Annotated in this window: 27 protein-coding genes and 2 pseudogenes; 17 read left to right on the top strand and 12 right to left on the bottom strand. The window is 75.0% G+C overall.

Going from position 1 to position 26,193, the window contains the following annotated elements; genetic code table 11:
- Nucleotides 1–48: 48 nt before the first annotated feature.
- Both PUR71_RS36860 and PUR71_RS36855 read right to left on the bottom strand, forming a co-directional pair.
- On the bottom strand, nt 49–1,233 hold the full coding sequence (locus PUR71_RS36860) for a globin domain-containing protein (protein ID WP_329931615.1): 1,185 nt from the start codon (nt 1,231–1,233) through the stop codon (nt 49–51).
- Between the two features lie 90 nt (nt 1,234–1,323).
- Nucleotides 1,324–1,767 (bottom strand): RrF2 family transcriptional regulator, encoded by a 444-nt coding sequence (locus tag PUR71_RS36855; protein WP_329931614.1) that lies wholly within the window; start codon nt 1,765–1,767, stop codon nt 1,324–1,326.
- Between the two features lie 301 nt (nt 1,768–2,068).
- On the opposite strand from PUR71_RS36855, the gene PUR71_RS36850 reads away from it, so the two are divergent.
- From PUR71_RS36850 to PUR71_RS36840, 3 genes are all read left to right on the top strand, one after another.
- Complete coding sequence (locus PUR71_RS36850; protein WP_329931613.1) at nt 2,069–3,718, top strand: YVTN family beta-propeller repeat protein; 1,650 nt, start codon at nt 2,069–2,071, stop codon at nt 3,716–3,718.
- Between the two features lie 93 nt (nt 3,719–3,811).
- On the top strand, nt 3,812–4,447 hold the full coding sequence (locus tag PUR71_RS36845) for a helix-turn-helix transcriptional regulator (protein ID WP_329931612.1): 636 nt from the start codon (nt 3,812–3,814) through the stop codon (nt 4,445–4,447).
- Nucleotides 4,448–4,452: 5 nt separating this feature from the next.
- Nucleotides 4,453–5,583, top strand: a complete 1,131-nt coding sequence (locus PUR71_RS36840; RefSeq protein ID WP_329931611.1) for an aminotransferase class I/II-fold pyridoxal phosphate-dependent enzyme — start codon at nt 4,453–4,455, stop codon at nt 5,581–5,583.
- 76 nt (nt 5,584–5,659) lie between these two features.
- Here PUR71_RS36840 and PUR71_RS36835 read toward each other — a convergent pair whose 3' ends face one another.
- Entirely contained in the window at nt 5,660–6,082 is a 423-nt protein-coding gene (locus tag PUR71_RS36835) for a hypothetical protein (protein ID WP_329931610.1), read from the bottom strand.
- A 298-nt stretch (nt 6,083–6,380) separates the two neighbouring features.
- Between PUR71_RS36835 and PUR71_RS36830 the strand changes: the two genes are divergently transcribed.
- From PUR71_RS36830 to PUR71_RS36820, 3 genes are all read left to right on the top strand, one after another.
- Entirely contained in the window at nt 6,381–7,142 is a 762-nt protein-coding gene (locus PUR71_RS36830; protein ID WP_329931609.1) for a serine/threonine protein kinase, read from the top strand.
- Complete coding sequence (locus PUR71_RS36825; protein ID WP_329931608.1) at nt 7,139–8,620, top strand: serine/threonine-protein kinase; 1,482 nt, start codon at nt 7,139–7,141, stop codon at nt 8,618–8,620. The genes PUR71_RS36830 and PUR71_RS36825 overlap by 4 nt, the downstream gene beginning before the upstream one ends.
- 120 nt (nt 8,621–8,740) lie before the next feature.
- Nucleotides 8,741–9,844: a calcium:proton antiporter gene (locus PUR71_RS36820; protein WP_329931607.1), complete on the top strand. Its 1,104-nt coding sequence runs from the start codon at nt 8,741–8,743 to the stop codon at nt 9,842–9,844.
- 87 nt (nt 9,845–9,931) lie between these two features.
- Here PUR71_RS36820 and PUR71_RS36815 read toward each other — a convergent pair whose 3' ends face one another.
- Nucleotides 9,932–10,966, bottom strand: coding sequence for an LPXTG cell wall anchor domain-containing protein (locus tag PUR71_RS36815; protein WP_329931606.1), 1,035 nt, complete (start codon nt 10,964–10,966; stop codon nt 9,932–9,934).
- 448 nt (nt 10,967–11,414) lie between these two features.
- On the opposite strand from PUR71_RS36815, the gene PUR71_RS36810 reads away from it, so the two are divergent.
- From PUR71_RS36810 to PUR71_RS36800, 3 genes are all read left to right on the top strand, one after another.
- The gene (locus tag PUR71_RS36810; protein ID WP_329931605.1) at nt 11,415–12,353 is read left to right on the top strand and encodes an ABC transporter substrate-binding protein; all 939 of its coding nucleotides are present in this window, start codon (nt 11,415–11,417) and stop codon (nt 12,351–12,353) included.
- A 141-nt stretch (nt 12,354–12,494) separates the two neighbouring features.
- Nucleotides 12,495–13,814 carry a geranylgeranyl reductase family protein gene (locus tag PUR71_RS36805; RefSeq protein ID WP_329931604.1) on the top strand — a complete coding sequence of 440 codons (1,320 nt, stop codon included), beginning with the start codon at nt 12,495–12,497 and terminating at the stop codon, nt 13,812–13,814.
- 114 nt (nt 13,815–13,928) lie between these two features.
- On the top strand, nt 13,929–14,576 hold the full coding sequence (locus tag PUR71_RS36800; protein WP_329931603.1) for a TNT domain-containing protein: 648 nt from the start codon (nt 13,929–13,931) through the stop codon (nt 14,574–14,576).
- A 226-nt stretch (nt 14,577–14,802) separates the two neighbouring features.
- On the opposite strand, the pseudogene PUR71_RS36795 reads toward PUR71_RS36800, so the two are convergent.
- Nucleotides 14,803–15,033 (bottom strand): annotated as a pseudogene (locus PUR71_RS36795) (GNAT family N-acetyltransferase); the annotation flags it as partial.
- A gap of 182 nt (nt 15,034–15,215) precedes the next feature.
- Here PUR71_RS36795 and PUR71_RS36790 point away from each other — a divergent pair.
- The gene (locus PUR71_RS36790) at nt 15,216–15,794 is read left to right on the top strand and encodes a GNAT family N-acetyltransferase (protein WP_329931602.1); all 579 of its coding nucleotides are present in this window, start codon (nt 15,216–15,218) and stop codon (nt 15,792–15,794) included.
- A 151-nt stretch (nt 15,795–15,945) separates the two neighbouring features.
- On the opposite strand, the gene PUR71_RS36785 is transcribed toward PUR71_RS36790, so the two are convergent.
- A complete protein-coding gene (locus PUR71_RS36785; RefSeq protein WP_329931601.1) occupies nt 15,946–16,965 on the bottom strand; it encodes a hypothetical protein in 1,020 nt (339 codons plus the stop codon).
- A gap of 235 nt (nt 16,966–17,200) precedes the next feature.
- Here PUR71_RS36785 and PUR71_RS36780 point away from each other — a divergent pair, with 235 nt between their 5' ends.
- The 4 genes from PUR71_RS36780 (at nt 17,201) to PUR71_RS36765 (ending at nt 18,988) form a co-directional block, all read left to right on the top strand.
- Nucleotides 17,201–17,644 (top strand): HAD family hydrolase, encoded by a 444-nt coding sequence (locus PUR71_RS36780; protein WP_329931600.1) that lies wholly within the window; start codon nt 17,201–17,203, stop codon nt 17,642–17,644.
- 67 nt (nt 17,645–17,711) lie between these two features.
- Nucleotides 17,712–18,104 carry a hypothetical protein gene (locus PUR71_RS36775; protein WP_329931599.1) on the top strand — a complete coding sequence of 131 codons (393 nt, stop codon included), beginning with the start codon at nt 17,712–17,714 and terminating at the stop codon, nt 18,102–18,104.
- The gene (locus PUR71_RS36770) at nt 18,104–18,403 is read left to right on the top strand and encodes a PRC-barrel domain containing protein (protein WP_329931598.1); all 300 of its coding nucleotides are present in this window, start codon (nt 18,104–18,106) and stop codon (nt 18,401–18,403) included. Before PUR71_RS36775 ends, PUR71_RS36770 begins: the two co-directional genes overlap by 1 nt.
- Nucleotides 18,404–18,406: 3 nt before the next feature.
- Nucleotides 18,407–18,988, top strand: a complete 582-nt coding sequence (locus PUR71_RS36765; protein WP_329931597.1) for a type 1 glutamine amidotransferase domain-containing protein — start codon at nt 18,407–18,409, stop codon at nt 18,986–18,988.
- 25 nt (nt 18,989–19,013) lie between these two features.
- Here the strand turns inward: PUR71_RS36765 and PUR71_RS36760 are convergent, their stop codons facing one another.
- Both PUR71_RS36760 and ligD read right to left on the bottom strand, forming a co-directional pair.
- Nucleotides 19,014–19,865 carry an ATP-dependent DNA ligase gene (locus tag PUR71_RS36760; protein ID WP_329931819.1) on the bottom strand — a complete coding sequence of 284 codons (852 nt, stop codon included), beginning with the start codon at nt 19,863–19,865 and terminating at the stop codon, nt 19,014–19,016.
- A 54-nt stretch (nt 19,866–19,919) separates the two neighbouring features.
- Nucleotides 19,920–20,798, bottom strand: a pseudogene (ligD, locus tag PUR71_RS36755) (non-homologous end-joining DNA ligase); the annotation flags it as partial.
- Nucleotides 20,799–20,960: 162 nt separating this feature from the next.
- On the opposite strand from ligD, the gene PUR71_RS36750 reads away from it, so the two are divergent.
- Nucleotides 20,961–21,974 (top strand): helix-turn-helix domain-containing protein, encoded by a 1,014-nt coding sequence (locus PUR71_RS36750; RefSeq protein ID WP_329931596.1) that lies wholly within the window; start codon nt 20,961–20,963, stop codon nt 21,972–21,974.
- A gap of 33 nt (nt 21,975–22,007) precedes the next feature.
- On the opposite strand, the gene PUR71_RS36745 is transcribed toward PUR71_RS36750, so the two are convergent.
- Together PUR71_RS36745 and PUR71_RS36740 are read right to left on the bottom strand one after the other, a co-directional pair.
- Complete coding sequence (locus PUR71_RS36745; protein ID WP_329931595.1) at nt 22,008–22,442, bottom strand: VOC family protein; 435 nt, start codon at nt 22,440–22,442, stop codon at nt 22,008–22,010.
- Between the two features lie 38 nt (nt 22,443–22,480).
- Nucleotides 22,481–23,380: an AraC family transcriptional regulator gene (locus PUR71_RS36740; RefSeq protein ID WP_329931594.1), complete on the bottom strand. Its 900-nt coding sequence runs from the start codon at nt 23,378–23,380 to the stop codon at nt 22,481–22,483.
- 159 nt (nt 23,381–23,539) lie between these two features.
- Between PUR71_RS36740 and PUR71_RS36735 the strand changes: the two genes are divergently transcribed.
- Nucleotides 23,540–23,974 carry a CBS domain-containing protein gene (locus PUR71_RS36735; protein ID WP_329931593.1) on the top strand — a complete coding sequence of 145 codons (435 nt, stop codon included), beginning with the start codon at nt 23,540–23,542 and terminating at the stop codon, nt 23,972–23,974.
- 193 nt (nt 23,975–24,167) lie between these two features.
- Here PUR71_RS36735 and PUR71_RS36730 read toward each other — a convergent pair whose 3' ends face one another.
- On the bottom strand, nt 24,168–24,791 hold the full coding sequence (locus tag PUR71_RS36730) for a DinB family protein (RefSeq protein ID WP_329931592.1): 624 nt from the start codon (nt 24,789–24,791) through the stop codon (nt 24,168–24,170).
- 221 nt (nt 24,792–25,012) lie between these two features.
- On the opposite strand from PUR71_RS36730, the gene PUR71_RS36725 reads away from it, so the two are divergent.
- A complete protein-coding gene (locus PUR71_RS36725) occupies nt 25,013–25,582 on the top strand; it encodes a hypothetical protein (RefSeq protein WP_329931591.1) in 570 nt (189 codons plus the stop codon).
- A gap of 61 nt (nt 25,583–25,643) precedes the next feature.
- Here PUR71_RS36725 and PUR71_RS36720 read toward each other — a convergent pair whose 3' ends face one another.
- The gene (locus PUR71_RS36720; RefSeq protein ID WP_329931590.1) at nt 25,644–26,039 is read right to left on the bottom strand and encodes a transglycosylase family protein; all 396 of its coding nucleotides are present in this window, start codon (nt 26,037–26,039) and stop codon (nt 25,644–25,646) included.
- Nucleotides 26,040–26,193 lie beyond the last annotated feature (154 nt).

The following is a 26,193-nucleotide window of genomic DNA, read 5'->3' as shown; positions in this document are numbered from 1 at the left end:
ATGATGTCACATCAGATGACGTCGTGTCAGGTGCAGCGCAGTGACGACTCAGGCGCCGAGCCAGAGGTCCGGGCCGAAGACCTCGTAGTGGATGTCCGCGGCCGGCACGCCGGCGGCGAGCAGTTGGCCGCGCACGGCGCGGAGGAAGGGCAGCGGGCCGCACAGGTAGGCGGTGGCGCCGGCCGGGATGTCGACGGTGGTCAGGTCGACCAGGCCGGTGCGCTCGGCGGGCCACTCGCCGAGCGGGCGCTCGTAGAAGACGTGGGCGGTGGCGTCCGGCAGTTCGGCGGTGAGCCGGGCGAGGTCGGCGCGGAAGGCGTGCGCGAGCTGGTCGCGATCGCCGTGGACCGAGACGACGGTGCGGGTCGAGCCGGCGTCGGCGAGGTGGGCGAGCATCGCGGTCATCGGGGTGTTGCCGATCCCGGCGGAGACCAGCAGCACCGGGCCGTCGCCGTCGGCGAGGGCGATGTCGCCCATGGGGGGTGAGACCTGGACGAGGTCGCCGGCCCGCAGGTGGTCGTGCAGGTGGCCGGAGACCTCGCCGCCGGCCTCGCGCTTGACGCTGAAGCGCAGGGCGCCGGCGGCGGTGCCGGAGAGGCTGTACTGGCGGATCTGGTGGGCGCCGTCGGGCAGGGTGGTGCGCACGGAGACGTACTGGCCGGGGCGGCCGGCGGGCGGGGCGCTGCCGTCGGCCGGGCGGACGAGGTAGCTGGTGACGTCCTCGGTCTCCTGGTGGCGGGTGACGACGGTGTACGGGCGCCAGAGGTCGGCCGGGTCGCCGTCGGGGCCGGCGGCGTCGGCGCGCAGGCGGTCCTCGATCGCGATGAGGGCGTTGGCCATCAGCCAGTAGACCTCGTCCCAGGCGGCGGCGACCTCGGGGGTGACGGCCTCGCCGAGCACCTCGACGATGGCGGCGAACAGGTGCTCGTGGACGACCTTGTACTGGTCGTCGGAGATGCCGATCGACACGTGCTTGTGCGCGATGCGGGCCAGCATGGCGTCCGGTCGCTGGTCGGGGTGCGCGATGAGGGCGGTGGCGAAGGCGGCTATCGACCCGGCGAGGGCCTGGCGCTGGGTGCCGTTGGCCTGGTTGCCCCGGTTGAAGAGGTCGCGCAGCAGCTCGGGGTGCGCGGCGAACAGCCGGTCGTAGAAGCGCGGGGTGATGTCGCCGATGGCGGCGCCCACGACGGGCAGGGTGGCCTCGACGACCTTGGCGTTCTTGGCGGACAGCATCAGGCTCGCTCCAAACTGGTATCTGAGATGCATATTAAAGGGCGTGCCGGAGTACGCCCCGGAGGGGTGGCCGATCGGTAGGCGGGTCGGTCAGTCGGTGGGTCTGGTGGACAGGCTCAGCAGCACCGGCCCGGTGGGGGAGGCCACCAGGTCGTCGATGCAGAGCGGGTCGAGCGTCGCGAAGAAGGCCTCCTGCGCGGTGCGCAGCGCCCCGCGCAGCCGGCACGCGGCCCGCAGCGGGCAGGGCGGGTCGTCCTCGCAGCCGACGACGTCGCCGATCCCCTCCAGCTCGCGGAGCAGGAGGCCGAGCGATCCGGTCCGCCCGGCGAAGGTGAGCAGCAGCCCCCCGCCCCGGCCGCGTCGCGCCTCGACCACGCCGAGGTGCTGCAGCCGGCTGACCACCTTCGCCGCGTGGGTGTACGGCACGCCGACCGCCTCGGCCACCTCGCGGGTGGTCGGGTTCGCCCCCTCGTCGAGGACGGCCAGCCGCATGGCGATGCGGAGGGCGATGTCGGTGCTCTTGGTCAGCCTCACGTTCGGAACGCTAGCGAATGCGACTCCGGAACTCCAATTTCCTGCACGCGCGGGCCGGGGTCGATCAGGACCGATCGGCCGCCGGGCCCTACGCGCCGGGGCCCGGCGGTGCCTTCGGGTTCCGGGTGTCTCTTACCGTCCTCGCGCCGAACTTTCGGTCGAATCTGAACAGTTGGCGACATTAGTGGTCACTTCCTGACGGGTGATCGGAACGGCTTCTACGCTTCGTGCGGCTCCGGACACGGAGCGGATCGGCGCCCGCGGCGTCACCCCCCTCACCCGACATTCCTGGAGAGAATCCGTGAACACACGTCGTGCAGCGCGGCGTCCTTGGACGATCGCGGCCGCGATAGGCGCGGCCACCGCCGCGCTGCTGACCCAGCCCGGCACGGCGCAGGCCGCCGCGCCCGCGCCCGTCGTCACGGCCACCGTGCAGGTGGCGCCCTACCCGGCCGGGCTCGCGCTCACCCCGGACGGCGCCCGGGCGTACGTGACCAGCCAGAGCAGCGGCGCGGTGAGCGTGATCGACACCGCGAGCAACACCGTGACCGCCGGCTTCACCGACGGCACCGGCTCCTACGCCGTCGCCCTCTCGCCGGACGGTCACCGCGCCTACCTGACGCACCACCTGGACAACACCGTCAGCATCGTCGACACGGCCACCGACACCGTCGCCGCGACCGTCCCGGTCGGCATCCAGCCGTGGGGCCTCGCCCTCTCGTCGGACGGCTCGCGGGCGTACGTCGCCAACGCCGGCGCCAACACCGTGAGCGTGCTGGACACGGCGGCGAAGACGGTCACCGCGACCGTGCCGGTCGGCGCCGAGCCGCACGGGCTCGCCGTCTCGCGGGACGGCAGGAAGGTGTACGTCGCCGCGTCGAGCGGCCAGGCGGTGAACGTGATCGACACCGCGAGCAACACGGTGAGCGCCACGGTCCCCGTCGGTCACGGCGCCTTCGGCCTGGCCCTGAGCCCGGACGGCACGAGACTGTGGGCCGCCAACGGCGACGACAGGACCGTCAGCGTGATCGACACCGCCACCAACGCGCTGGTCTCCGCGGTCACCGTGGGCGCCAACCCGTACGCCGTCGCCCTCTCGCCGGACGGCTCCGCGGCCTACGTCTCCAACTACACCGACAACACCGTCAGCGTCGTGGACACCGCGAGCCTCGCCGTCACCGTGACCGTCCCGGTCGGCGCCGCCCCCTACAGCCTCGTCGTCAGCGCCGACAGCCGACGCGGCTACCTCGCCGATTTCACCGCCGGTGCCGTCAGCGTGCTGAACTTCCCGCTGCCCGTGCCCGTCGTCACCGGGATCACCCCGGCCGGCGGCTCGCAGGTCGGCGGCACCACGGTCACGATCACCGGCACCGACCTGGCCGGGGCGACGGCGGTGAGCTTCGGCGCGGCCGGCAACGCCGCCTCGTTCAGCTGCACCAGGACCAGGTGCACCGCGACCGCCCCGGCCACCACGGTCACCGGCCCGGTGGACGTCCGGGTCACCACGCCCGGCGGCACCAGCGCGGCCGTGGGCGCGGACCGCTTCACCTACGCCGCCGCCAGCGCCCACCTGGGCGTCGCGCTCGCCGCCATGCCGGTCACCGGCGTGGTCAGCGGCCGGGTCGACTACACGATCACCCTCACCGGTCAGGGTCCCGACCCGGTCACCGCCGCCACCGTCGGCGCCGCCCTGCCGCCCGGCCTGCCCGCGACCTCCGGCGACTGCGCGATCGCGAACGGGCAGCTCACCTGCACGCTCGCCGCTCCGCTGGCCAAGGGCGCGACCACCACACGGCACTTCTCGGTCGGGCTCGGACTCTCCAGCGGCGTCCAGAACTTCGCCGTCACGGTCGCCCGCACGTCCGGGACGCCGACCGACCCGTCGCCCGCCACCGCCCGGGACAGCCGTAGCTGCACGGCGGTCTTCGCGCTGGTGGTCACCTGCGGCTGATCCGTCCGGCCGACGAGGGCTCCGCCATCGAGGCGGGGCCCTCGTTCGCCTCGCCGCTGGACGGAATGTCCAGACTGGACGTACAGTCCAATCATGCCCGCCGAAACCCCCGACCCGCGCCTGCGGACCTGGTCACCGGTCTGCCGCGCGGTGGCCCTGCTCCTCGGGCCCTACGCCGAGGTGGTCCTGCACGACGCCGCGACCGACACCGTGCTCGGCATCTGGAACCCGATGACCGCCCGCGCCCCCGGTGACCCGTCGCTCCTCGGCGAGCTCGACGACCTCGAACCGGCCGCCGACGGCGTCTACGGCCCCTACGAGAAGCTCCTGCCCGACGGCCGCCGCCTCTCCTCCGTCAGCGCCGTCCTGGCGGACGACGCCGGGCGGCCCCCGGTCGTGCTCTGCGTCAACCTCGACCGCGGCCCGCTCGAACAGGCCGCCGCCCTGCTGGCCGGCTTCGCCGCCCCCACCGCCCCGCGCCCGGAACCCCTCTTCGAACGGGACTGGACCGAGCGGATGAACGACGTCATCGGCGGCTACGTCCGCGCCCACGGCCGCCCGCTCGAACGCTTCGGCCGCGAGGACCGCCTCGCCGTCCTGCGCGAGCTCGACGCCGCCGGCGTGCTCGCCGTGCGCCGCGCCGTCCCCGCCGTCGCCACCGCGCTGCGGGTGTCCCGCTCGACCGTCTACACCCTGCTGACCGACCTCAAGCACGAGAGCGAGGCCTGAGAAACATGACCAGGCTCCCCGACTTCCGCCTCGAAACCTACTTCTCCCGCTGGGAGTTCACGGCCCGCCACCACCTCACCGCCTCCGACGCCGAGACGATGACGATGGCCGAACTCCTCGCCCTCGCCGGCCCCGAGGACCGGAAGGCCTGGGACACCCTCGCCCTCGGCTACACCGAGACCTTCGGCGACCCGGAGCTGCGCCGCGCGATCGCCGGCATGTACGAGGAGGTCACGGCCGATGACGTCATCTGCTTCGGCGGCGCCCAGGAGGGCCTCAACCTGGCCATGCAGGTGCTCCTCGAACCGGGCGACCACGCCGTGGTGATCACCCCCAACTACCAGTCGGCGGAGACGGTCCCGCTCTCGATCTGCGACGTCACCGGCGTCGCCCTGGACGAGCGGCAGGACTGGGCGCTCGACGTCGACGCCGTCGCGGCCGCGCTGCGCCCCACCACCCGGGTCGTGTCGGTCAACTTCCCCAACAACCCGACCGGCGCGCTGATCGACCCCGCCGACCTGCGCCGCCTGGCCGAACTCTGCGACGAGCGCGGCGTCCACCTGTTCTCCGACGAGGTCTACCGCGGCCTGGAGCGCGACCCGGCCCGCACCCTGCCGCAGGCCGCCGACCTCTCCGGGCGCGCCCTCTCGCTCAACGTCACGTCCAAGTCGCTCGGCCTGCCGGGCCTGCGGATCGGCTGGATCGCCTGCCGGGACCGGGAGTTGCGCTCCCGGCTGGAGCGGGCCAAGCACTACACGACGATCTGCAACTCGGCGCCGAGCGAGGTCCTCGCCCGGATCGCGATCAAGGCGCGCGAGTCGATCCTGGCCCGCAACCGCGCCGTCATCGACGCCAACCTGCCGCAGTTCGACGCGTTCTTCGCCGAGTTCGCCGACCTCTTCGAGTGGCGCGCCCCCGAGGGCGGCTGCGTCGCCTACCCCCGCTACCTCGGGGCGGACGGCGTCGAGGAGTTCTGCACCGGTCTGGTCGAACAAGCGGGCGTCCTGCTGCTGCCCGCCAGCATGTACCGCTCGGAGCTGACGCCGACCCCGGCCGACCGCTTCCGCGTCGGCGTGGGCCGCCGCGATCCGGGCCCGGCGCTGGAGGCCTTCGCGAACTGGCTGCGCACGCGGTAGCGGCCGCACAGCGGCGGGCCGGCCGCCGGGAGGGTGGTCCCGGCGGCCGGCCCTGGGCGACCGTTCGGTCGGCGTCTCAGCCGGCGAACGGGTGCGTACAGGTGGTGATCTGCCTGGCGACGTCCAGCGCCGGGCCGGCCGTGGCGCAGACCATCTTCAGGTCGGTGGTGACGACGCGCGGGGTGACCGCCTTCGCGGAGCCGAAGCGGACGGTCGCCGCGCTCGCGACCGTCTCCCACGGGCTGCCCCACGCCTTCTGCGTCCTGACCTCGACCTGGACGACCGTCAGCTGGCCCGGGTCGGCGGAGACCCGGGCGACACCGGTGATGCCGGTGGTGTCCGCCTCCTGCCAGACGCACGGGCTGTTGAGCACGGTGGCGCACGCCACCGGGTGGTTCTCGGACGTCGCCGTGACGGCCGTGGCGGCCGTGGCAGGTCCGGCGGTGAACGCCGCTATCCCTGCCATCGTCGCCAGCACAGCTGCGATCCGAGCGCGCATGATCTCAACCTCCTTGAAAACAAAGGGAATCTCACGGAGCGAGATGAGTGTTGCACGGATCGTGGCCATGTTTCGTGTGTGTTACGTCACACTCATGGTGACCATTCGGCTACGCGCAGCGATGTCGTGGCCGGATGTTCGACGTGCGGACATGTTCGCGTCGGGAAGACTTGCCATGCGGATGTGATGGGGCTTCAGTGAAACGTGCCGGTCGCGTGCCGGTTCACTCGTCCGGGTGGCGGCTTGCCGCGGGGCCGGATCGGACGGATACCATCGACCCGACCCACGGAGGTGGCGCGTGGACACGGTCATCGTGCAACTGCCCGACCGGGCAAAGGCGGTGGCGCCCGGCGGGCGGCCCGGACTCCTGCGGATGGGACCGGGCGAAACGGCCGTGTTCGGGCGCGGCGAGCCCGGCCGGGCCGTCCCCATCCCGCTGCCCGACCAGGGCGTCTCCCGGCGGGCCGGCGAGATCACCGCGGCCGAGGACTACTGGCGGCTGTCCAACTTCTCCGCCACCGCCACCTACGTCGTGGAGAACCTCGAAGGCGCCGGCGAGCACGTCAAGGTCGCCCCCGGACGGCTCGGCGCGCCCGTGCCGTTCGAGTTCTCCCGCGTCCTGCTCCCCGCGCTCGGCGAACCCGCCTCCTTCAAGGTGTTCGCCCCGCAACACGCCTACCTGGAGGGCGAGTCGGACGGCATCGACGGCGAGCGCACCGTCAGCCCGTTCGCCCTCGACCCCACCGCCAAGTACTTCCTGGTGCTGCTCGCGCTGTGCGAACCGCGCCTGCGCTCGCCCTCCGCCGCCACCGTGCCCGGCGCCACCGACGTCGTCACGCGGCTGCGCGCCCTGCCCTCCTGCCACGGGCTCACCCGCTCGGCGGTGAACTACCACATCGACTACCTGGTGTTCACGAAGCTGCGGCTGCGCGAGCCCTTCGACGACGACCGCGGCGGCGGCAAGCGCGAGGAACTCGCCTCCCTCGCCCTCAAGTTCGACCTCGTCCGGGAGGAACACCTGGCCCTGCTCCCGCCCCGACACCCGGCCGCCCGGCCGTGAGCCCCGCCCGGCCCGAGCACCGGCCGATCGACGTGCCGGACGGCTACCGGGTGGCCGGATACCGGATCGGCGAACTCCTCGGCACCGGCGCCTGGGGCAGCGTCTACGCCGCCCACGGCCCCGACGGCGCCCCGGCCGCCGTCAAGCTCCTCGGCCCCGCCCGGCTCAGCCCCGGCCAGCGCGGCGCCATGGCCCAGGTCGCCCGCAGCGAACTGCGCTTCAGCAGCCGCGCCGACCACCCGCACCTGATCCGCACCCTCGCCGTCGCGACCGTCGACGACCCCGCCCACCCCGCGCTCGACGGCGCCCTCGCCCTCGTCATGGAACGCGCCGCCCGCAGCCTCCAGGACGTCCTCACCGCCGCCGGCCCCGGCCGGCCCGTGCCCGGCGCCGACCGCATCCTCACCCAGGTCTGCGCCGGCCTCACCCACATGCACCGCGCCGGGTGGGTCCACGGGGACCTGAAACCGGCCAACATCCTCCTCATGCCCGACGGCACCGCCAAACTCGCCGACTTCGGCCTCACCGCCGAACTGGAGGGCACCCACGCCTACGCCCCGCCGCTCGGCTCGCCCGACCACGTCCCGCCCGAGTGGTGGTCCGAGCGCACCGGCGCGCGCGGCGTCGCCCTGCGCCCCAGCGCCGACGTCTGGGCCTTCGGGGTGCTCGCCCACCAGGTGCTCACCGGTGGCCTGCACCCGTTCCTCGGCGCCACCGCCCGCGCCCGCTCGCTCGCCGCCCAGGCCTACGCCCGCGGCGCCGCGCCGCTGCGACTGGACGAGGCCCTGCCCGGGCGCTGGCGCGCCGCCGTCACCGCGTGCCTGGCCGCCGACCGCGAGGAGCGGGCCCGCGCCGACCTCGCCGGGCTGGTCGCCGCCGCCACCGCCCGCACCGGCGCCCGCAGGCTTCGCCGGGCGACGCTCGCCGGGCTGGGGGCCTGCCTCCTCGTCGTCCTCGCCCTGACCGGCCGCCCCGAGCCGAGCGCCGCCGCGCCGCCCGCCGCGCCCCCGCCGCTGCCCGGAGCGATCCCGGCCGGATCCGACGTCCCGCTCGCCTACCGCGGCATGATCGAGGACGCCGCCCGGCGCTGCCCCGAGCCCGAGATCACCCCGGCCCTGCTGGCCGCGATGCTCAAGGCCGAGAGCGGCTTCGACCCGAACGCCGCCCGCCCCGAGACCGGCGAGTACGGCATCGCGATGTGGACGCCCTCGGTGTTCACCGCGTGGAGCAAGGCCGCCGCGCACCCCGGCCCCAAGGACTACATGAACCCCGGCGACGCGATCGCCGCCATGGGCAACTACGTGTGCTGGCTCGACCAGCAGATAAAGCACCACGGCTTCACCCGGGACCTGCCCGCCCTCGTCACGGCGGCCTACCGGACGAGCGACAAGACCGTGGCCGCCGCGGGCGGCGTCCCGGACCGGGTCCGGGCCCACGTCGACCGGGTGCTGGAGTACCTCCACGACTACGGCGGGTAGTCCGGCGAGGCGGGACGGGGCGAGGCGGGACGGGGCGGGTCGGGACGGGGCGGGTCACGATCCCCGCCGGACCGGCGCGGGCACCCGGCCCGGCCACGCTCCGTCTGGGATCCTCGCGGCATGATCACGAAGTTCCGCGTGGGCGCCACGCAATGGACCGTCGTCGTTCCGGTGCTGGCCTTCCTCGTCCTGGTCCTGACCTGGCAGCGCGACCTGCCCGGCTGGGTGGTGGGCGTCGTCGCCTGCTTCCTCGCCGGTGCGGTGCTGTCCGCCGTGCACCACGCCGAGGTCATCGCGCACTGGGTCGGGGAGCCGCTCGGATCACTCGTGCTGGCGGTGGCCGTCACGGTCATCGAGGTCGCGCTCATCGTCACGCTCATGGCCGACGGCGGCGACAAGGCCGCCACCCTGGCCCGGGACACCGTGTTCGCCGCCGTGATGATCACCTGCAACGGCATCCTCGGGTTGTCGATCCTGGTCACGGCGGTCAAGTACCGCACCGCCGTCTTCAACGCCGAGGGCACCGGCGCGGCCCTCGGCTGCGTCGCCACCCTGGCCACCCTGAGCCTGGTGCTGCCGACCTTCACCACGAGCTCCCCGGGCCCGCAGTTCTCCACCACCCAGCTCGCGTTCGCGGCAACCGCGTCGATCGTGGTCTACGGGCTGTTCGTGGCCACGCTGACCGTCCGCCACCGGGACTACTTCCTGCCGGTGACGGCCGAGGGCCGGGTGCTCGCCAAGGAGGAGGACCACGCGGCCCCGCCGACCGTCGGCTCCGCCGCCGTCAGCCTGCTGCTGCTCGGCGTCGCGCTGGTGGCCGTGGTCGGCCTCGCCAAGGGCGTGTCACCGACCATCGAGTCGGCGGTGGCCTCCGCCGGCCTGCCGTCCTCGGTGGTCGGCGTCGTCATCGCGCTGCTGGTCCTGCTGCCGGAGACGATCGCCGCGCTGCGGGCGGCGCTGCGCAACCGCGTGCAGACCAGCCTCAACCTCGCCCTCGGCTCCGCGCTCGCCAGCATCGGCCTGACCATCCCGGCCGTGGCGATCGCCTCCACGTGGCTCGGCGGTCCGCTCCACCTCGGCCTCGACCCGGCCCACATGGTGCTGCTCACCCTGACCGTCGTCGTCGGCACCCTGACCGTCATCCCGCGCCGCGCGACTCCCCTCCAGGGCGCGGTGCACCTGGTGATCCTGGCCGCCTACGTGGTCCTGGCGGTGAATCCGTGAGGCGCCGGTGCTCGCGGCCGGAGCAGGGGAGCCCCTGGCGCCGCCCGGTGGGGCGGAACCAGGGGCTCACCGTTTCCGGGGCACCGCTCAGGCGGTGCGGCGGCGGCGGGCGTAGACGAGGGCGGCGCCGCCCACGACCAGCGCGGTGCCGGCGCCCGCGTACAGCAGGGTGCCGTCGCTACCGGTCTGGGCCAGCTTCTGGCCGTCCGAGGCCACGGCGCCCTTGATCGGGGTCGGGACGCTGACCTTGGCCGGGACGACCAGCGGCTTGGCCGGGTTGACCGCGGTGGGGGTCGACGGGGTCTGCACCGGCACGGTGGCGGTCGGCGCGGGGGCCGACGGCGAGCCGCTGGGGGCGGTGGACGGCGCGGTCGACGGGGCACCGGTGGTCGGGCCGCCGGCGGCCGGGGTGGTCGGCGCGGCGGTGGGCGACGGCGACTCGGCCGGCTTGGTGGCCGGGGTGGTCGGCTTGTCGGAGGGCTTCTCGCTCGGCTTGTCGCTCGGCTTGTCCGAGGGCTTCTCCGACGGCTTCTCGGAGGGCTTGTCGCTGGGCTTGTCCGAGGGCTTCTCCGACGGCTTGCCGCTGGGCTTGTCGCTGGGCTTGTCCGAGGGCTTGCCGGTGGGCGGGGTGCTCGGCACCGAGGTCGGGCCCTTCGACGGGGTCTTGCCGCCGCAGTCGACCTTGAAGACCTTGTGCTTCGGGTTGTCCAGCGCCGGGTCGTCCTCCGGGATCTCGCCGTTGACGAGGGTCACGGCGGCCCAGTAGAGCTTGTACTGGCCGTCCGGCAGGGTGATGTCGTCGGTGCGGACGTCACCCTTGGCGTCGACCGGCAGGTCGCCGTACGCGACCAGCTGCTCGTCGTTGCCGTGGACCGAGACGATGGTCCAGATGATGTCCTGGTTGGCGTCGAAGCCGAACGAGTCCAGGTAGAAGGTGCAGACCTTGGGCTCGTTGCGGGTGTCCTCCTGGCCGGTGGCGGCGTCGTGGATCTTGACGGTGCCGTTGTTGCCGGGGACGTTCTTGCCGCCGGGAGCGGCGTGGGCGGCGGGGGAGAGCAGCAGGAGCGCGGCGGCGGTCGGGACGGCCACGAGCGAGCGTGCGGCGGTGGAGCGGATCTGCATGGTGTTCCATCGGGTGTGGCAGGCCGGGACGAGCCTGCACGGCGGGGAGGGCGCCGTCGTCGGTAATCGGCCACGTGGCCGAAAACGTACGACGGGAGGTGGGCAAAAGTTCCCTCACCCGGAAATCCCACGCAAGCAGCGTTTGCGTCACTTGTCCGATATCGCCGAGAACTTCCGACTAGTCCGTTACAACGATCGGATCACCGGGTTGTGGTGAAGCGGTGTCCGTCCCGCGATGCGGTCCGTCCTACGCGCTCCCGGCGCGGGGTGCGAGGATGATCCGCGACCGCCCCCGACGGCGGACCTCCGCCGAGCGGCCGCCCCCGCGACCCCCGGGCGGCCCGACGAACCGGGCACACGGCGACGAGGTCCGCACTGCGTACCCCGGCAGCCACTCCGGCGCGGCGTCTCCCTGCCCGCATTCCTCCTGCGAAGAAGACGCATCGCGATGCACCGCACCCCCAGCCCTGCCCACTGCCCCTCCGTCCACGCCCTCCCGCTGCGCGCCGCCGCCGTCCTCGGCGCCGGCGGCCTCCTGCTGACCGGCTGCGGCGGCGCCGCCGACCCCGGCGCCCAGGCCGACCTGCGCGCGAGCCTCCCGAAGGCGGTCAAGGCCGCCGGCGTCCTGCGGATCGGCTCCTACCTCCACTACCCACCGGTCGACTTCCGGGACACCGACGGCAAACCGGCCGGGCTCGACCCGGAGATCGCCGCCGCCGTCGGCGACTACCTCGGCCTGCGGGTCGAGTTCACCGACCTGCCGTTCGAGCAGCTGATCCCGGCCGTGCAGGCCAAGAGGATCGACCTGGCGATGTCCGCCGTGATCGACACCAAGCAGCGCCAGCTCGGTGCCGCCGACGACGGTCACCAGACGGATCCGGGCGTCGACTTCGTCGACTACTTCACCACCGGCACCTCGATGGTGGTGAAGGCCGGCAGCCAGCTGTCCCTCACCACCGTCGACGACCTGTGCGGCCACACCGTCGCCGTCCAGCGCGGCACCCTCCAGGACGAGTTCGCCACCCGGCAGCAGAGCGCCTGCCCGCGCGACGGCAAGCAGCTCAAGGTCGACCGCTTCGACAGCGACGACCAGGCGCTCGCCGAGGTCGCGAACGGCACCGCCGTCGCCGACCTGAACGACTACCCGGTGGCGCAGTACAACACCACCACCCCCGCCCGGACCGGCAAGTTCGAGGTGGCCAACACCCACTTCCTGCAGTCCGGCCCGTACGGCATCACCGTCGCCAAGGACGACAGCGCGCTGCGGGACGCCGTCTCCAAGGCGCTCGACCAGGTGATCCTCGGCGGCGGGTACGACAAGATCCTCGCCAAGTGGAACGTCAGCACGGGCGCCGTCGCCAGCACGGTCGTCAACGGCGGCCTCTGATCCGGTGGCCCGGTCCCGCCCCGGTGGCCGGTATTGACCGGTCGTCGGGGCGGGACCGCGTGTCGGGCGGCGACGGGCGGCCGCGTTCCCTATCGTCGGGTCCGCCGACCCAGCCGCCGATCAGACCCGTTGGAGTGCGCGATGCCCGGACCGGAGCAGCAGTCGACCGCCCCACGAACCGGCCCCGGCCCCGCCCGGACGGAGCACTGCGCGGACGTCATCGTGGTCGGCGCGGGCCCGTCCGGCTCCACCGCCGCCTACCACCTCGCCCGCACCGGGCTCGACGTGCTCCTCCTCGAGAAGGCGGCCTTCCCCCGCGAGAAGGTCTGCGGCGACGGCCTGACGCCGCGCGCCGTCAAGCAGTTGACCGACCTCGGGATCGACGTCTCCGAGGAGGCCGGCTGGCTGCACAACCGCGGGCTGCGCCTGGTCGCCGGCCGCCGCACGATCGAGTTCGACTGGCCCGAACTCTCCGCCTTCCCCGGGTACGGCGCCGTGCGCCGCCGCGCCGACTTCGACGAGCTGCTCGCCCGCCGCGCCGCCGCGGCCGGCGCCCGGCTGGTCGAACGGGCCAACGTGGCGGGACCGTTGGTCGACGAACGCAGCGGCCGGATCACCGGCGTCACCGCGAAGCTCGGCGAGGACCGCAAGCCCGTCAGCTACCACGCCCCCGTCGTGGTCGCCGCCGACGGCAACTCCACCCGCCTCTCGCTCGCCATGAAGCGCTACCGCCGCACCGACCGCGCGATGGGCGTCGCCTACCGCACCTACTTCACCACCCCGCGCCACGACGACCGCTACCTGGAGGCCTGGCTCGACCTGCGCGACCCCACCGACCCCGGCCGCCGCCTCCTTCCCGGCTACGCCTGGGTGTTCGGCATGGGCGACGGCACCGCCAACGTCGGCCTCGGCGTGCTCGACACCGCCGGTGTCGACCTCGACTGGCGCGACCTGCTGCGCCGCTGGTGCGAGGACCTCCCCCCGGAGTACGCGTACGCCCCGGACGCCGTCACCGAACCCGTCCGCGGCTCGGCCCTCCCGATGGGCCTCAACCGCCAACCCCACTACGCCGACGGCCTGCTGCTCATCGGGGACGCGGGCGGCACGGTCAGCCCGGGCACCGGGGAGGGCATCGCCTACGCGATGGAGTCCGGCCGCTACGCCGCCGAGACGATCGTCCAGGCGCTCGCCCGCCGCACCGACCGCGGCCGCGAACTCGCCCTGCGCGCCTACCCGCAGGCGCTGCGCTCCGCCTACGCCGGCTACTTCGCCGTCGGCCGCCTCGCCGCGGACCTGCTCGGCCGCCCGAAGGTGCTCGCCGCGGCGGGCGCGGCCGGCCTGGGGCGCCCGGCCCTGCTGAACATCGTCTTCCGGCTGATGGTCAACCTGACCGAGCCGAACGCGAAGGACGCCCTCGACCGCCTCCTGCACCTGATCGGGCGGGTCGCCCCGGGGCGGTAGGAAGCGGATTGGCCGAAAGGAGGGGGTTCGACAGGGCATTCATGCCATCCGATTGACGGATGATCAGATGATCCGCTTGCCTGGTGCCGAATCCCCCCTGACGACGGAGACACCGTGCGCCTTCGCCTGCTCGTCGCGCCGCTCGCCGCGGCCGCGGCCCTGATATCCCCGACCGTCCCGGCCGTCGCCGCCGACCGGGCCACCCCCGCCGGGGAGTGCTCCGCCGCCTTCCGGCACGGCGACGCCCGCCTCGGCCCCGAGGACCTGCCGACCAGCGGTCCGGTCGGCGAGCAGGTCGACGGCTACCGGCCCACCGGCGGCGCGAGCGACCGGGACTTCCTCGCCCGGTACTGGGACGCGGCGGCCAACGGCGGCCAGGGCGGCTGGACGTACCCGCCCGCCAACGGCTTCGTCACGCTGCCCGACGGCAGCCCGGTCGAGTTCGACCTCACGCTCCACCGGGGCCAGGACATCGACCGCTACGGCAGCGAGTACGGCGGCTTCCTCGCCCCCGAGGGCCTGCCCTACGAGAACCGCGCGATCCCGCCGCAGAGCCTCGACGGGAACCCGGCGGCCGGCTGCAACTACCACGACTACGAGGTGGTCAAGGAGTTCACCGTGCACGCCGGCCCGATCGCGCCGTGGTTCGACCAGCCCGGCTGGGGCCTGCAGTACCAGCTCGACGGCGCCCTCGTGCCGGGCGGCCCGGCCAAGGTGAACGTGCTCTGGCTGGTCGACAACGGTTACCTGGCCCGGATCTGAAGCCGCCGGAGGTCACCAGAGGTCGCCGGCGCGCCAGTCGCAGGTCAGGGGGCCGGTGAGGTCCAGGGGGGGCGGTGCCCGGCAGGACGAACACGCCGCCCTCCTCGTCCGGGGACGGCTGGTCGCCGCCGTGCCGGGTCGCCGCCGACAGGGGGCCGCGCCACTGCTGCCAGCCGCGGTTGCCGTAGAACTCGGCGGCCCGGTCCGAAGCGCTCAGCGCGCCGAGCTCGTACGCGCCCTGGACCAGGCCGGCGACCGAGCCCATCAGCACCGAGCCGTGCCCGTGGCCCCGCCGGTCGGCCCGGACGGCGACGCCCTCGACGTAGCCGGTGCGCAGCTGCCGCCCGTCGTGCCGGAACACGCGCGGCACGACGGCCGCGTGGCCGATCAGGACGCCGTCCTCCCGCAGCAGCGCGTGCACGCCGCCGAGTGCGTGCTCCCAGTCGGCCTCGGTCATGCCGGTGCCGAAGACCTCGAACAGCAGCGCCCGCGTCTCGTCCAGCGCGGACGCGTCCAACTCGGCCGTGCGGGCCGTCAGTAGCTCGATCACCCGCCGATCCTCGCACGGCCGGGGCGCCGCGTCGGCCGGCGCGGGAAAACCGCTGGCGGGGTGGGTGGGGAGCGGGATAGGAAGGCCTGATGAGCACCGAGCAGCGGACCTTCCGGCGGAGCGTCCTCGACCTCGGGGACGCCGTGCTCCGCCCGTGGGGCCACGCCCTCGACCTCCCGGGCGGCACCGCCTTGGCCCTCGTCGCCGCCGCGGCGGACCCGGTGATCGACCGCTGGAACCCGCTGGGCACCGCCGACCCGGCCGCAGCCCGGGCATACCTGGACCGCTGCGACGCCGCCTGGACGGAGGGCCGCACCGGCGCGTTCGCGATCACCGACGCCGCCGACGGCACGCTCTGCGGCAACGTCGCCCTGTACTGGCGCGACCGCGAGGACGGGCTGGCCATGATCGGCTACTGGCTCCTCCCCACCGCCCGCGGCCGCGGCCTCGCGGCCCGCGCCGCCACGGCCGTCGCCCGCTGGGGCGTGGAGACCGCCGCCGCGCGCCGCCTCGAACTCGCCCACGCCGTCGGCAACGACGGCTCCTGCCGGGTCGCCGAGCGCGCCGGCTTCCGGTACGAGGGCACCCTCCGCGCCTCCTTCCGCTACCCCGGCCGCGACTACAACGACGAGCACCTCCACGCCCGCCTGGCCGGCGACGCCTGGTGACGCGCGGACCGGCCCGTCCTCCCGGACGCTCGTGCGGCGACCCGTTGCCGGCGGTCGACGGGGACTGTGGCCGGGGCGCGGCCGTTGACGGGTCGTCCGCGCAGGTCGTCCGCGCAGGACGTCCGCGGGGCACGGCTGCGGGGGGACACGCCTAGCGTCGGCCGCGGGCCTCGGCGTACACCTCCAGCAGCCACGGCTCGCGGACGGCCGGGAGGCGTGCCAGCGTGCGCAGGAGCAGTTCGCGGTCGGGGCGGAAGCCGGACGGCGGGCTCGGCGGGAGGGGGTCGTCGCGCTCGACGCCCGCAGGGAGACCGCCCGTCGCCGGGATGCGGGCGCCGTCACCGGGGAAAGCCAGGTGGGCCCAGACCTCGGCGTCCAGGGGCACGGCCGGGGCGGTGCCGCCGGGCCGCCACACCTCGCCGGTCAGCGGGTGCCGGGGGACGAGGACGACGTCCGCGCCGGGTGCCGGCAGCCCGGGGCCGGCCAGGGCGAGCGTGCGCACCGGCGGCCCGGGCGGGAGCAGCGCGTCGAGCGCGGGGCCGAAGACGGTGGTGAGGAGCCCGCCGGGCACGGCCACCCGGGCGCCGGCGGAGGCCGCCAGCACGTGGGCCAGCGCGATCCCGACGGCGGCCTCCCACCGCGGGCTCCAGCACCCGGTGGGATCGATCGGCGGGATCCCCGCCCACTCCCAGCCGGCGCCGGGCGCCGGAGGGCCGTCGACGGGCAGCCGGAGCACGGTGCCGGGTGCGAGCCAGACGGCCTGCCAGCGGTAGCAGTCGTCGATCCGGGTGCCGACCGGCAGGCCGCACCCCGCGCAGGCGAGGTTCGGGCCGAGTCCGCCGGCGGAGCCGCAGCAGCCGTCGCAGCGCTCCGGGATCACGACCGTGCCGCGGGTGTCGCCCGGGGCCAGCAGGACGTGGCCCGCCGGGCCGAAGGACACGGCGTCCACCGGTGCGTACACCCCGCGTGCCGCCGCCCCGTCCGCTCCCGTCTCCCCCCAGGTCCGCCACGGCGGCCCGTACGGCTCGGGGTCGACGGCATACGTGCCGGGCTCCATCAGCGGCGGGAGGTACCTGTCCCCGTACTCCTGGTGGGCCTGCACCGGCAGGGCGACCCGGGAGACGGGCGCGGTCAGTTCGGCGCCGCACCCCGCGCACGCGAACACCGTCACGCAGCCTCCCCCCTCCATGGCTCTGCGGAGTATTCCGGCTCCCCGACGGGGTGCCAAGCGGGTTTCCGCCACCCGCCGGGGAAGTCGGTCCGGCCGACCACCCGCGCACGCCCCGGGGCCCGGAATCCGGTGGCCGGCCGGCAGCGCGCCCGGTGGGGCGGAGGCCTAACCTGGAAGGGCGCGTTCCGTGCGCGGCCCACGTCCGCACACGGTTCCGGAAGGGAAACGGTGGCCCATGACCGTGGTCTCGACGGCACTCTTCGGCACCGACTGGCGCTTCGCGCCGACCGGCGCCGCGGACCTGCTGCGCGAGTGCGCCGCCCGGGGCTGGACGGTCGTGCTGACCGGCCCGGGCCCCGCCGGCGCGCCCGCCCTGACGGTGGCCACCCCCGGGAGTGAGCCCGAGCGGGCCGCCCTCGGCCTCGTCGGCGGCGGTGCCGACCACGCCGTGTACGTCGCCGGCAGCGTCCGCGAGGTCCTCGCCGCCCGCCGCGCCGGGCTGGTCTGCCTCGCCCTGGAGTGCGGCCGGGACGACGCCGCCGACCTCCGCGCCGCCGGCGCGACCGAGGTCCACCGCGACGCCGCCGCCCTGCTGGGGGTACTGGACGACAGCCTGCTCGCGCGTCCCCGGGCCTTCGGGCCCGTCGGCGCGGCAACAGGCCGTCCCGGCGGCGGTTAGCGCAGGCCCGTACCGGGCAACCGCCGGGTACGAGCACGTCACCGGAAGTTTGTCGGAGGTGACCGAGATGGACGGACCCTCGCTGAGCGGACGGGAACGGCGGCTCCTCGAGGAGATCGAGTCCGGGTTGCGCCAGGACACCCGCCTCGACCGGAAACTGAGCACCATGGGCGCCAAGCGGCGGCGTCGCGTGCGCACGGCCCTGCGCCGCACGGCCCGCCGGATCCCCGCCGGGGTCGTGGTGACCGCCCTCGTCATGACGGCGATCTGCCTGAGCGTCGGGGTGCGGACCCCGACCGTCGCCGTGCTCACCGCGCTCGGCGTGGTCTGGGCGGCCTCCCTGGCCGTCGCCGCCGCCGCGGCCGTCCTGCTGCGCCGCCGCGCCGGCGCCCGGCGCCGCGACCCGCTCGACCGCCCGGAGGGGCGCGAGCGCCGGCCCTGGCACAAACCGGAGGTGTGATGACCACCGACCTGTGGGAGTACCGCCCGGGCTCCCACCTCTCCGCCGAACTCGGCCTGGCCGGCTACGAGGTGGAGGCGACCGACGGCCCGCTCGGGCGCGTCGAGCAGGACGCCGGTGACCACCTGGTGGTCGACGCCGAGTCCTGGGTGCCGGGCTCCCGGGTGCTCGTGCCGGTCGCCGTGGTCGCCCGGATCGACCACCTGGAGCTCGTCGTCCACCTCGACTGCCCGCGCGCCCGGGTGAGTTCGGCCCCGCCGCCCGCGGTCGTGGACGTCCTCGGGCACCGCCCGGGGTGAACCGTGCGCTGGCCCGCCACGACGCTCACCGGCCGGACCGTCGCCTTCCTCGTCGCGCCCTACGGCGTGGAGGAGATCGAACTCACCTCCCCCTGGCAGGCGGTGGCCGAGGCCGGGGGCACGCCGCGGCTGCTCTCCACCGCGCCGGGCCGGGTCCAGGCCGTCCGGCACCGGGCACCGGGTGACACCTTCGCGGTGGACGCGGTCGTCGCGGACGCGGAGGCCACCGCCTACGACGGGCTCGTCCTGCCCGGCGGCGTCGCGAGCCCCGACCACCTGCGGCAGAACCGCGACGCGGTCGCCTTCGTGCACGCCCACTGCGCCGCGGGCCGTCCGGTCGCGGCGATCTGCCACGGGCCCTGGACCCTCATCGACGCGGGCGCCGTCCGAGGCCGCACCCTCACCTCCTGGCCCAGCCTGCGCACCGACCTCGTCAACGCCGGCGCCCACTGGATCGACGCCGAGGTCCACGTCTGCCACCAGGGCCCCGGCCCCCTGGTCACCAGCCGCAAGCCCGCCGACCTGCCCGTCTTCGAGGACACCTTCGTCACCGAGTTCGCCCACGCGACGGAGCGGCGGAAGTGACCGGGGCGGCCGCCGCCCTCAGCCGTCAGTCCCCCCTCAGACGGACGTAGGTGGCGCTGGGCGGCCGGGCGGTGACGGTCAGTTCGGTGCGCAGGGGGGTCGTGAGGGGGTGGACGGTGCCGTGGGTGGGGTCGTGGACCGGCGGGGCCAGGTGGGGGTGGGCGGCCTCGGCGATCTGGGCGGCCTGGACGGCGGTGAGCCGCGGGGTGGTGAGGAGGACGCGGCCGTCGTCGAGTTCGACCACGAGGGCGTGCGGGCGGTTCGCCGGGCCGGTGAGGGCCCGGACGAGCGCGTCCACGGTGTCGGTTCGGCGGTACTTGACCCAGACCCGGCCCGCGCCCTGCGCCCGGTACGCCGAGCCGGCGGCTTTGCAGACCAGGCCCTCCACACCGGTGGCCGCGAGGCGCTCCATCCAGTCGAGGGCCTCCGCGCGGTCGGTGGTGGCCATGACGGGCTGGATCGGCGGCGGGACGTCCGCGAGCGCGGCGAGCAGCAGGCGGCGGCGGTCGGTGAGCGGCAGGCGGCGCACGTCGCGGCCCGGGAGGGCGAGGACGTCGAAGGCGATCAGGCCGAGGGCGACGTCGTCGCCCGCGCGGGCCTGGCGGGTGCGCAGCAGTTCCTCGAAGGCGAACCGGCCCGCCCGCCAGGCGACGAGCTCGGCGTCGAGCACGAGTCCCTCGGGCAGCCGGGCGACGGCCGCGGCGATCGGCGGGAACTCGGGGGCGAGGTCCCGTCCGCTGCGGGACTGGAGGTAGGCGGGGCGGTCGCCGCGGGCGAAGGCGAGGCAGCGGAAGCCGTCCAGTTTGAGCTCGTACTGCACGCCCCCGCCGCCGAGCCCGTCCGGCGGCGGGACGGCCGGGACGGCGGCCGGGCGCATGACGTCGACGGGCGGGCGCAGCACCTGCCGGCCGGGTTCGGGTGCCGGCGCGGCCGGGAGGGGCCGGGCGAGCTCGGGGTCGAGCAGCGGGGCGAGGAGGTCGCCGTGGGCGGCGAGCCGCTCCGGGACGTCGGCGAGGGTGAAGACCAGGTCGTCCTCCGAGTCGGCCCCGGCGAGTTCCTCCCAGGTGACCGGGGTGGACACGGTGGGCAGCGGGCGGGCGCGCAGCGTGTACGGGGCGGCGGTGGTCTTCTTGGCGTTGTTCTGCGACCAGTCGACGAAGACCCGTCCGGCCCGGCGGGCCTTGGCCATGGTGTGGACGACGAGGTCGGGGTGGTCGGCCTCCAGGGCGGCGGCCAGCGCCTTCGCGTAGGTGGAGACGCGGGCGCTCGGGGTGGGTTCGAGCGGGACGAGCAGGTGGAGGCCCTTGGAGCCGGAGGTCTTGGCCCAGGCGGCGAGCCCGTCCGCGGCCAGCCGCTCGCGCAGCAGCCCGGCGACCGTCCGGCAGGTGAGGACGGTGGCGCCCTCGCCCGGGTCGAGGTCGAGGACCAGCCGGTCGGCGAGGCCGGGGGCGGCGGCGTGCCACTGCGGGACGTGCAGTTCGAGGCAGCCGAGGTTGGCGGCCCACAGCAGGGCGGCGCCGTCGTCCAGGACGACCTGGCGCAGGTCGCCGCTGTCGCTGGGCACCTCGGCGGTGCGGATCCAGCGCGGGGTGCCGGCGGGCGGGTTCTTGGCGATGAACACCTCGGCCTCGACTCCGTCGGGGCAGCGCAGGAAGGAGACCGGGCGGTCGTGCAGGTGGGGGAGGAGGGCGGTGTGGACGGCCGCGTAGTAGCTGAGGACCTCGCCCTTCAGGGTGCCGGTCCGCGGGTAGTAGACCTTGTCCAGATGGGAGAGCGCGAGCGTGCGCCCGTCCACGACCATCTGCGGCATGGGTCGCCTCCGAAGCCGTCGGTGTGGCCCCCGGTGCCAGTCTGCCCGGGGTGCGGGGCGGGCGCGAGCGTAGCTTTCCGTGTACGCCCTCGCACGGTCGGTGGGGGCGGTTATGCTGCCGACGGTTCGCGAACTGACGCTGCGTCAAGGGGGATCGGGGCGATGGTCGGTGACTGGCGGGCCCTGCCGGCGAGGCTGGGGCCGCAGGAGCGGGAGCTCGTGGTGGGGTTGCGGGCGCTGAAGGACGGCTCGGGGCTGACGCTCGCCGAGCTGGCGGCGAAGACGCACTACAGCAAGTCGTCCTGGCACCGGTGGCTGAACGGGGAGCGCGTGGTGACGCAGGCGGCGCTGGCCGCGTTCGGCGCGCTGGCGGGGGCGCCGGCGGAGCGGTGCGCGGCGCTGGAGGCGCTGCGGGTGGCGGTGTCCGGGGCCGGGGCGTCGGAGGCCCGGCCGGAGGGGGAGTCACCGGGGGCGGCGGGCTCGCCGGGGACGGCGTGGTTACCCGGGGCGGCCGAGCCGCCGGCGCGCCCGGAGGAGCCCGGGTCCGCGGCCCGGCCGCGGCGGACGTGGTGGTGGGCGGCGGCGGCCTCGGCGGCCGGTGTCGCCGCGGTGGCCGCCGCCCTCGCCCTGAACGACGGCGGCTCCGAGCGCCGTCCGGAGGCCGCCTCGGCGACGACGGGCACCGACCGGGCCACCGCGCAGGCCACCGCGCTGTGCGAGGCGGCCGGATGCGTCGGGAAGGACCCGCAGGCGAGCGGCTGCGGATCGGACGCGACGACGATCGCGACCGCCAACGTGCGGCAGATGACGATCTACGTCCGCTACAGCCACCGCTGCCGGACGGCCTGGGCGAAGTTGACCGACGCCACGGCGGGCTACCGCGCGACGATCACCAACTCGGCCGGGCAGAGCCAGACCGCACTGGTCCACTGGGGGTACGACGCGTACTCGCCGATGGTGGACGCCTCCCAGAACGACAGCCGGATCCAGGTCTGCGGCGATCAGCCGGACAACAGCCGCAACTGCACCCCGGTGATCATGGACCCGGCGACGGCGCCGGTGGTCGCGGTCCCGACGCCGGCGGCGTCCTCGGGCGACTCCCCGACGCTGGCTCCGGCACCCGGTCCGACGCCTGCCCCGACGCCTGCCCCGACGCTCGCTCCGACGCCGCAGTGACGCCGTCCCGCAACCGGTCGACGGGTGTCGCGGCTATCCGTCGGAGGACGGCCGCGGGGAGCCCGGGTAGGTGCCGAAGTACCAGCGGTTGCCCTCCGGGTCGGCGGCGGCGAAGTCGCGCGAGCCGTAGTCGGTCTCGTGCAGCCCGGTGGTGATCCGGGCCCCGGCGGCGACGGCCCGCGCGTGGACGCCGTCCGGGTCCGCCGTGACCACGTACGCGCTGAACGTTCCCGGGCGGCCCGGCCACGCCTCGGTGCCCGCGGGCGCGTCCCGCTCCGAGCCGAGCATCACGCCGCCGCCCTCGGGCCAGGCCAGTTCGGCGTGCGCGACGAACTCGCCCTCGCCGTACGCCACGACCTCCTCGAAGCCGAAGGCGTCGACCAGGAAGCGGATCAGGGCGCGGGCGTCGTCGGCGCGCAGCGTGGGCCAGACCTGCGGGGCGGGGGTCTTCGTGTCGGTGGTGTCCATGGCTGCCTCCTGCGGTGGTGGGTGCCGGTCCGTCGCCGTCACGCCTCCCACTCTGCGACCGGGGCGCCCGCCCCGCCTTGGACGTTTCGGAACCGCTTCTCCTCCGGCCCCTCCGCCGCCAGCCACGCGCTCGGCGCCGCCCCGGCCAGCGCGCGGAACTCGCGGGCCAGGTGCGCCTGGTCGAAGTAGCCGCAGCGCGCCGCGAGCTCCGCCAGCCGGGGCGGCGGCGAGCCGGCCGTCAGCAGGTGCCGGGCCCGGTCGAAGCGGATCACCCGGGCGGCGGCCTTGGGCGTCAGCCCGGTCTCGCGGCGGAAGCGCTCCTGGAGGTGCCGCGCGCTCCACCCCGTCTCCCGGGCCAGCGTCGCCACCGCGAGGCCGCCGCCGCTGCGCCGCAAGGCCTGCCAGGCCCAGCCGACCTCCGGCGGCACCTGCCCGGACGGGCGGGCGGCCCGCACCAAGGCGCCGTCCAGCAGGGCGAAGCGCTCGTCCCAGGTGGCGGCGGCGCGCAGCCGCTCCTGGAGCCGCGGGCCGAGCCGGCCGAGGACGTCCTCCGCCGGGAGGTCGATCCCGGCGAGCTCCCCGGCCGGTACTCCGAACAGCGCCCTGGCGGCCAGCGGGTGCACGGCGATCTGCACGCCCGACTGCCGGCCGTCGTGGGTGATCAGCGCCGGCGCGGTGTGCAGGCCGCCGAGCAGCGTGGCGTAGGCGTCGGGCCGCTGCGCCGGGTCGGGGTGGGCGGCGAGGACCAGCGGCTCGTCGAGGGTGAGGATGAACGTCAGGTAGGGGGAGGGCAGGCCGCGGTGCACGGCGGGCGCGATGCCGCGCTGGCGGTAGCCGGAGTACCAGGCGACGTACGGGCGCAGCGCCGTCGCGGGCCTGGCCCGGACGGCCTCGTCGACCACGTCCTCGTGCGCGGGTCCGGCGGCTTCCGTCGTCACCCTCCCAGTATCGGTGGCCGGGGTCGCGGGCGGGCGGGATGTTGCTTATGGTGATCGCACGGTCGCATTGCGGGTGCGCGGTGCTGCCGGTGGGGGAGCGAGCGGGGGGAACTGCCGGGGGGAACGACCCTGGGGGGAAACACTCACGAAGGAGTCCCCGTGACCACTGCCCGAGAGATCATGCACACCGGCGCTCAGTGCATCGGCGAGCACCAGACGCTCGCCGAGGCCGCCAAGATGATGCGCGACAAGAACGTCGGTGCGCTCCCGATCTGCGGCGACGACCAGAAGCTGAAGGGCATCATCACCGACCGCGACATCGTCGTGCGATGTCTCGCGGAGGGCAAGGACCCGGCCACGATGACGGCCATGGACCTCGCCGGGCACCTGCACTGCGTGCGGGCCGACGACGACATGGACACGGTCCTGCGGAAGATGGAGCAGCACCAGATCCGGCGCATCCCGGTGATCGACGGCGAGCGGCTGGTCGGCATGATCAGCGAGGCCGACCTGGCGATGGGCCGGCGTGACGGCCACCGCCTGACGGACCAGCAGATCCTGGAGTTCATGGAGGGCGTCTACATGAAGGCCTGACCGGGCCGGACGTCTCCGAGACGGCGGGTCCCGTGCGAACGATCGCACGGGGCCCGCCGTCGGCGCGTCCCGGGGCGACGGTGGGGCAGGTACGAGCCGTACGTCGTCACCGGTATCGACGGCCTGCCCGCGCTTCCCCGTCCCCCCTGCCCGCGCTTCCCGTCCCCCTGCCCCGCGCCCGGCCTGAGCCCGCTCAGCCGCGCTCGGAGTAGCGGTAGAGGTCGCGCAGGAGGGCGATCTCGGCGCCGTGGTGGAGGAGTTCCTGGTTGACCCACCAGACCACGTCCAGGAAGGGCTCGTCCGCGTCGCCGCCGTAGGGGTAGGTGCTGTGGCCGACGGTGTCGAGTGCGGCGTCGTCGGCGGCGAGCAGGGTCTCGCGCCAGGCGTCCGCGGCGGCGTCGAAGGCGGCGACCGCGGAATCGGCGTCGCCGCGGACGGGGAAGGCCTCGCGGGTGAGGGAGCGGGTGCCGTTCGTGTGGTCGGCGCGCAGCAGGAGCAGTTCGGTGAGGTGGGTCAGCCGCCAGGCGAGGGTGGTGAACGGCGGAGGCTCGGGGTGCGGGGCCCCGGCGGTGTCCCGGCCCCACTCGCCCGCGCCGACCAGCATCGTCGCGCGCTCGCCCGGTCCGTCCGCGTGGCGCCGCACCGACCAGCAGCCGGGCACCGGCTCCCAGCGGTACTCGTCGTCCGTCAGCGGCCCGACGGCCACCTCCGTGCCGTTGCCGCTGTCGACGGCGGGCCCGGCGAGCCGGTCGCGCAGGCGGGTGCGGGCGAAGTCGAACTCGGCCAGCAGGGGGAGGAGTCGGGGCGGCAGGGGCATCGGAACGGCTCCGGTGGGTGGCAGGGGCGGACAGTCCGCACCCTGCCACACCCGCCCGGGGGACGCGACCGGATTTGCCGCTCGCCGACGATCACCCCTCGCTCCGGCCAACGGGATTCCGGCGGGGGGAAGTTGGACGGAAATCGGCTAACCGGCTCGGTGGTAGCGGCGGTACTGTGCGAATTGGCGAGCATCCGTCAAGGCCGGCGAGGGGGCGTGCCATGGGGGGCGGACGGCAGAGCCTGGCGCGGGGGTACTTCCTGCGGGAGGCGGCCGGGTTGCAGCGGGCGAACACCGGGGGCGCTCGGCGGCTGGAGCGGATTGTGTTCCCGGGGGCGGGCGTCGTGGTCGTGGGCACGGCCTGGACGGAGGTGCGGCTCGGCGTGGGCGTCTCGCGGGACGAGTTGTTCGCGGCGCTGGGCGGGGAGGCCGCGGGGTGGGCGGAGCCGGACCGCGGGGCGGGGTCGCGCCTGCCGGTGTCGGCCCCGGCGCCGCCGCTGGCGGTCTACGCCGACCTGCTGGACGACCTCGGGGACCTCGTCTTCACCCTCAGCACCTACCCGGCCGACGTCGGGCGCCCGCAGGCGGCGGCGCGGCTGGACGCGGTGCGCCTGGTGGACGGGGTGACGGCGGTGGTGCAGGTGTGCGCGCCGGGCGGCACGCACCGGATCCGGATCCCGCTGGATTCGGGCGTCCCGCTGGTGGCGCTGCCGCTGGCGATCGCCGAGCACCTGCTGACGGCGGGAGACGGCGCGGACTGGGACTACCCGGTGGAGGAGCACGGGGAATAGGGAACGCGACGAGGCCGCCGCACCCGCGATCGGGTGCGGCGGCCTCGGGAGCCGTGGGGGCTTACTTGCCCAGACCGGCCTTGACCGAGCAGACCGGCCAGGCGCCGGGGCCCTGGGCGGCGAGGACCTTCTCGCCGACGGCGATCTGCTGGTCCTTGGTGGCCAGGTCGGCGCGCGGGGCGAAGGAGGTGCCACCGAAGGCGGCCCAGGTGCTGGAGGTGAACTGAAGGCCGCCGTAGAAGCCGTTGCCGGAGTTCACGGCCCAGTTGCCGGTGGCCTCGCACGCGGCGACCTTGTCCCAGACGGTGGCCGGCGCGGCGGAGGCGGTCGTCGCCGTGACGAGGCCGGCCACCGGCAGGGCGAGGACCGCCCCGGCCATCAGAGCCATCCGGACGCGGTTGCGGCGCTTCGGGGTGGCGATGGCGGTGGCAGCGGCGGTCTCGTGACGGAAAGTCATGCGGTTCCTTTCGGAGGTTCTGCGAGCGCGCGGAACCAGGCCCTCGGAAGGCCGTCGGTTTCGGGGACACGCACTCGCGTGGTTCGGCACCGTTCCGGCTCCCGGCTGGTGAGGCCCGGTGGAGCGGCGTGCTCGGTGCAACGGGTTCGAAGGT

Source organism: Streptomyces sp. SP17BM10 (genome assembly GCF_036322405.1).
Lineage (GTDB): Bacteria > Actinomycetota > Actinomycetes > Streptomycetales > Streptomycetaceae > Kitasatospora.
Note: the sequence above shows the minus strand (reverse complement) of the source record. Positions and strands in the feature narration are given on the sequence as shown.

Excerpts from the sequence above, each read along its gene's own strand:
- PUR71_RS36860 (WP_329931615.1), bottom strand. The coding sequence starts at position 1,233 with ATGCTGTCCGCCAAGAACGCCAAGGTCGTCGAGGCCACCCTGCCCGTC.
- PUR71_RS36845 (WP_329931612.1), top strand. The coding sequence starts at position 3,812 with ATGCCCGCCGAAACCCCCGACCCGCGCCTGCGGACCTGGTCACCGGTC.
- PUR71_RS36840 (WP_329931611.1), top strand. The coding sequence starts at position 4,453 with ATGACCAGGCTCCCCGACTTCCGCCTCGAAACCTACTTCTCCCGCTGG.
- PUR71_RS36835 (WP_329931610.1), bottom strand. The coding sequence starts at position 6,082 with ATGCGCGCTCGGATCGCAGCTGTGCTGGCGACGATGGCAGGGATAGCG.
- PUR71_RS36820 (WP_329931607.1), top strand. The coding sequence starts at position 8,741 with ATGATCACGAAGTTCCGCGTGGGCGCCACGCAATGGACCGTCGTCGTT.
- PUR71_RS36815 (WP_329931606.1), bottom strand. The coding sequence starts at position 10,966 with ATGCAGATCCGCTCCACCGCCGCACGCTCGCTCGTGGCCGTCCCGACC.
- PUR71_RS36810 (WP_329931605.1), top strand. The coding sequence starts at position 11,415 with ATGCACCGCACCCCCAGCCCTGCCCACTGCCCCTCCGTCCACGCCCTC.
- PUR71_RS36805 (WP_329931604.1), top strand. The coding sequence starts at position 12,495 with ATGCCCGGACCGGAGCAGCAGTCGACCGCCCCACGAACCGGCCCCGGC.
- PUR71_RS36790 (WP_329931602.1), top strand. The coding sequence starts at position 15,216 with ATGAGCACCGAGCAGCGGACCTTCCGGCGGAGCGTCCTCGACCTCGGG.
- PUR71_RS36780 (WP_329931600.1), top strand. The coding sequence starts at position 17,201 with ATGACCGTGGTCTCGACGGCACTCTTCGGCACCGACTGGCGCTTCGCG.
- PUR71_RS36775 (WP_329931599.1), top strand. The coding sequence starts at position 17,712 with ATGGACGGACCCTCGCTGAGCGGACGGGAACGGCGGCTCCTCGAGGAG.
- PUR71_RS36770 (WP_329931598.1), top strand. The coding sequence starts at position 18,104 with ATGACCACCGACCTGTGGGAGTACCGCCCGGGCTCCCACCTCTCCGCC.
- PUR71_RS36760 (WP_329931819.1), bottom strand. The coding sequence starts at position 19,865 with ATGCGCCCGGCCGCCGTCCCGGCCGTCCCGCCGCCGGACGGGCTCGGC.
- PUR71_RS36750 (WP_329931596.1), top strand. The coding sequence starts at position 20,961 with ATGGTCGGTGACTGGCGGGCCCTGCCGGCGAGGCTGGGGCCGCAGGAG.
- PUR71_RS36745 (WP_329931595.1), bottom strand. The coding sequence starts at position 22,442 with ATGGACACCACCGACACGAAGACCCCCGCCCCGCAGGTCTGGCCCACG.
- PUR71_RS36730 (WP_329931592.1), bottom strand. The coding sequence starts at position 24,791 with ATGCCCCTGCCGCCCCGACTCCTCCCCCTGCTGGCCGAGTTCGACTTC.
- PUR71_RS36725 (WP_329931591.1), top strand. The coding sequence starts at position 25,013 with ATGGGGGGCGGACGGCAGAGCCTGGCGCGGGGGTACTTCCTGCGGGAG.
- PUR71_RS36720 (WP_329931590.1), bottom strand. The coding sequence starts at position 26,039 with ATGACTTTCCGTCACGAGACCGCCGCTGCCACCGCCATCGCCACCCCG.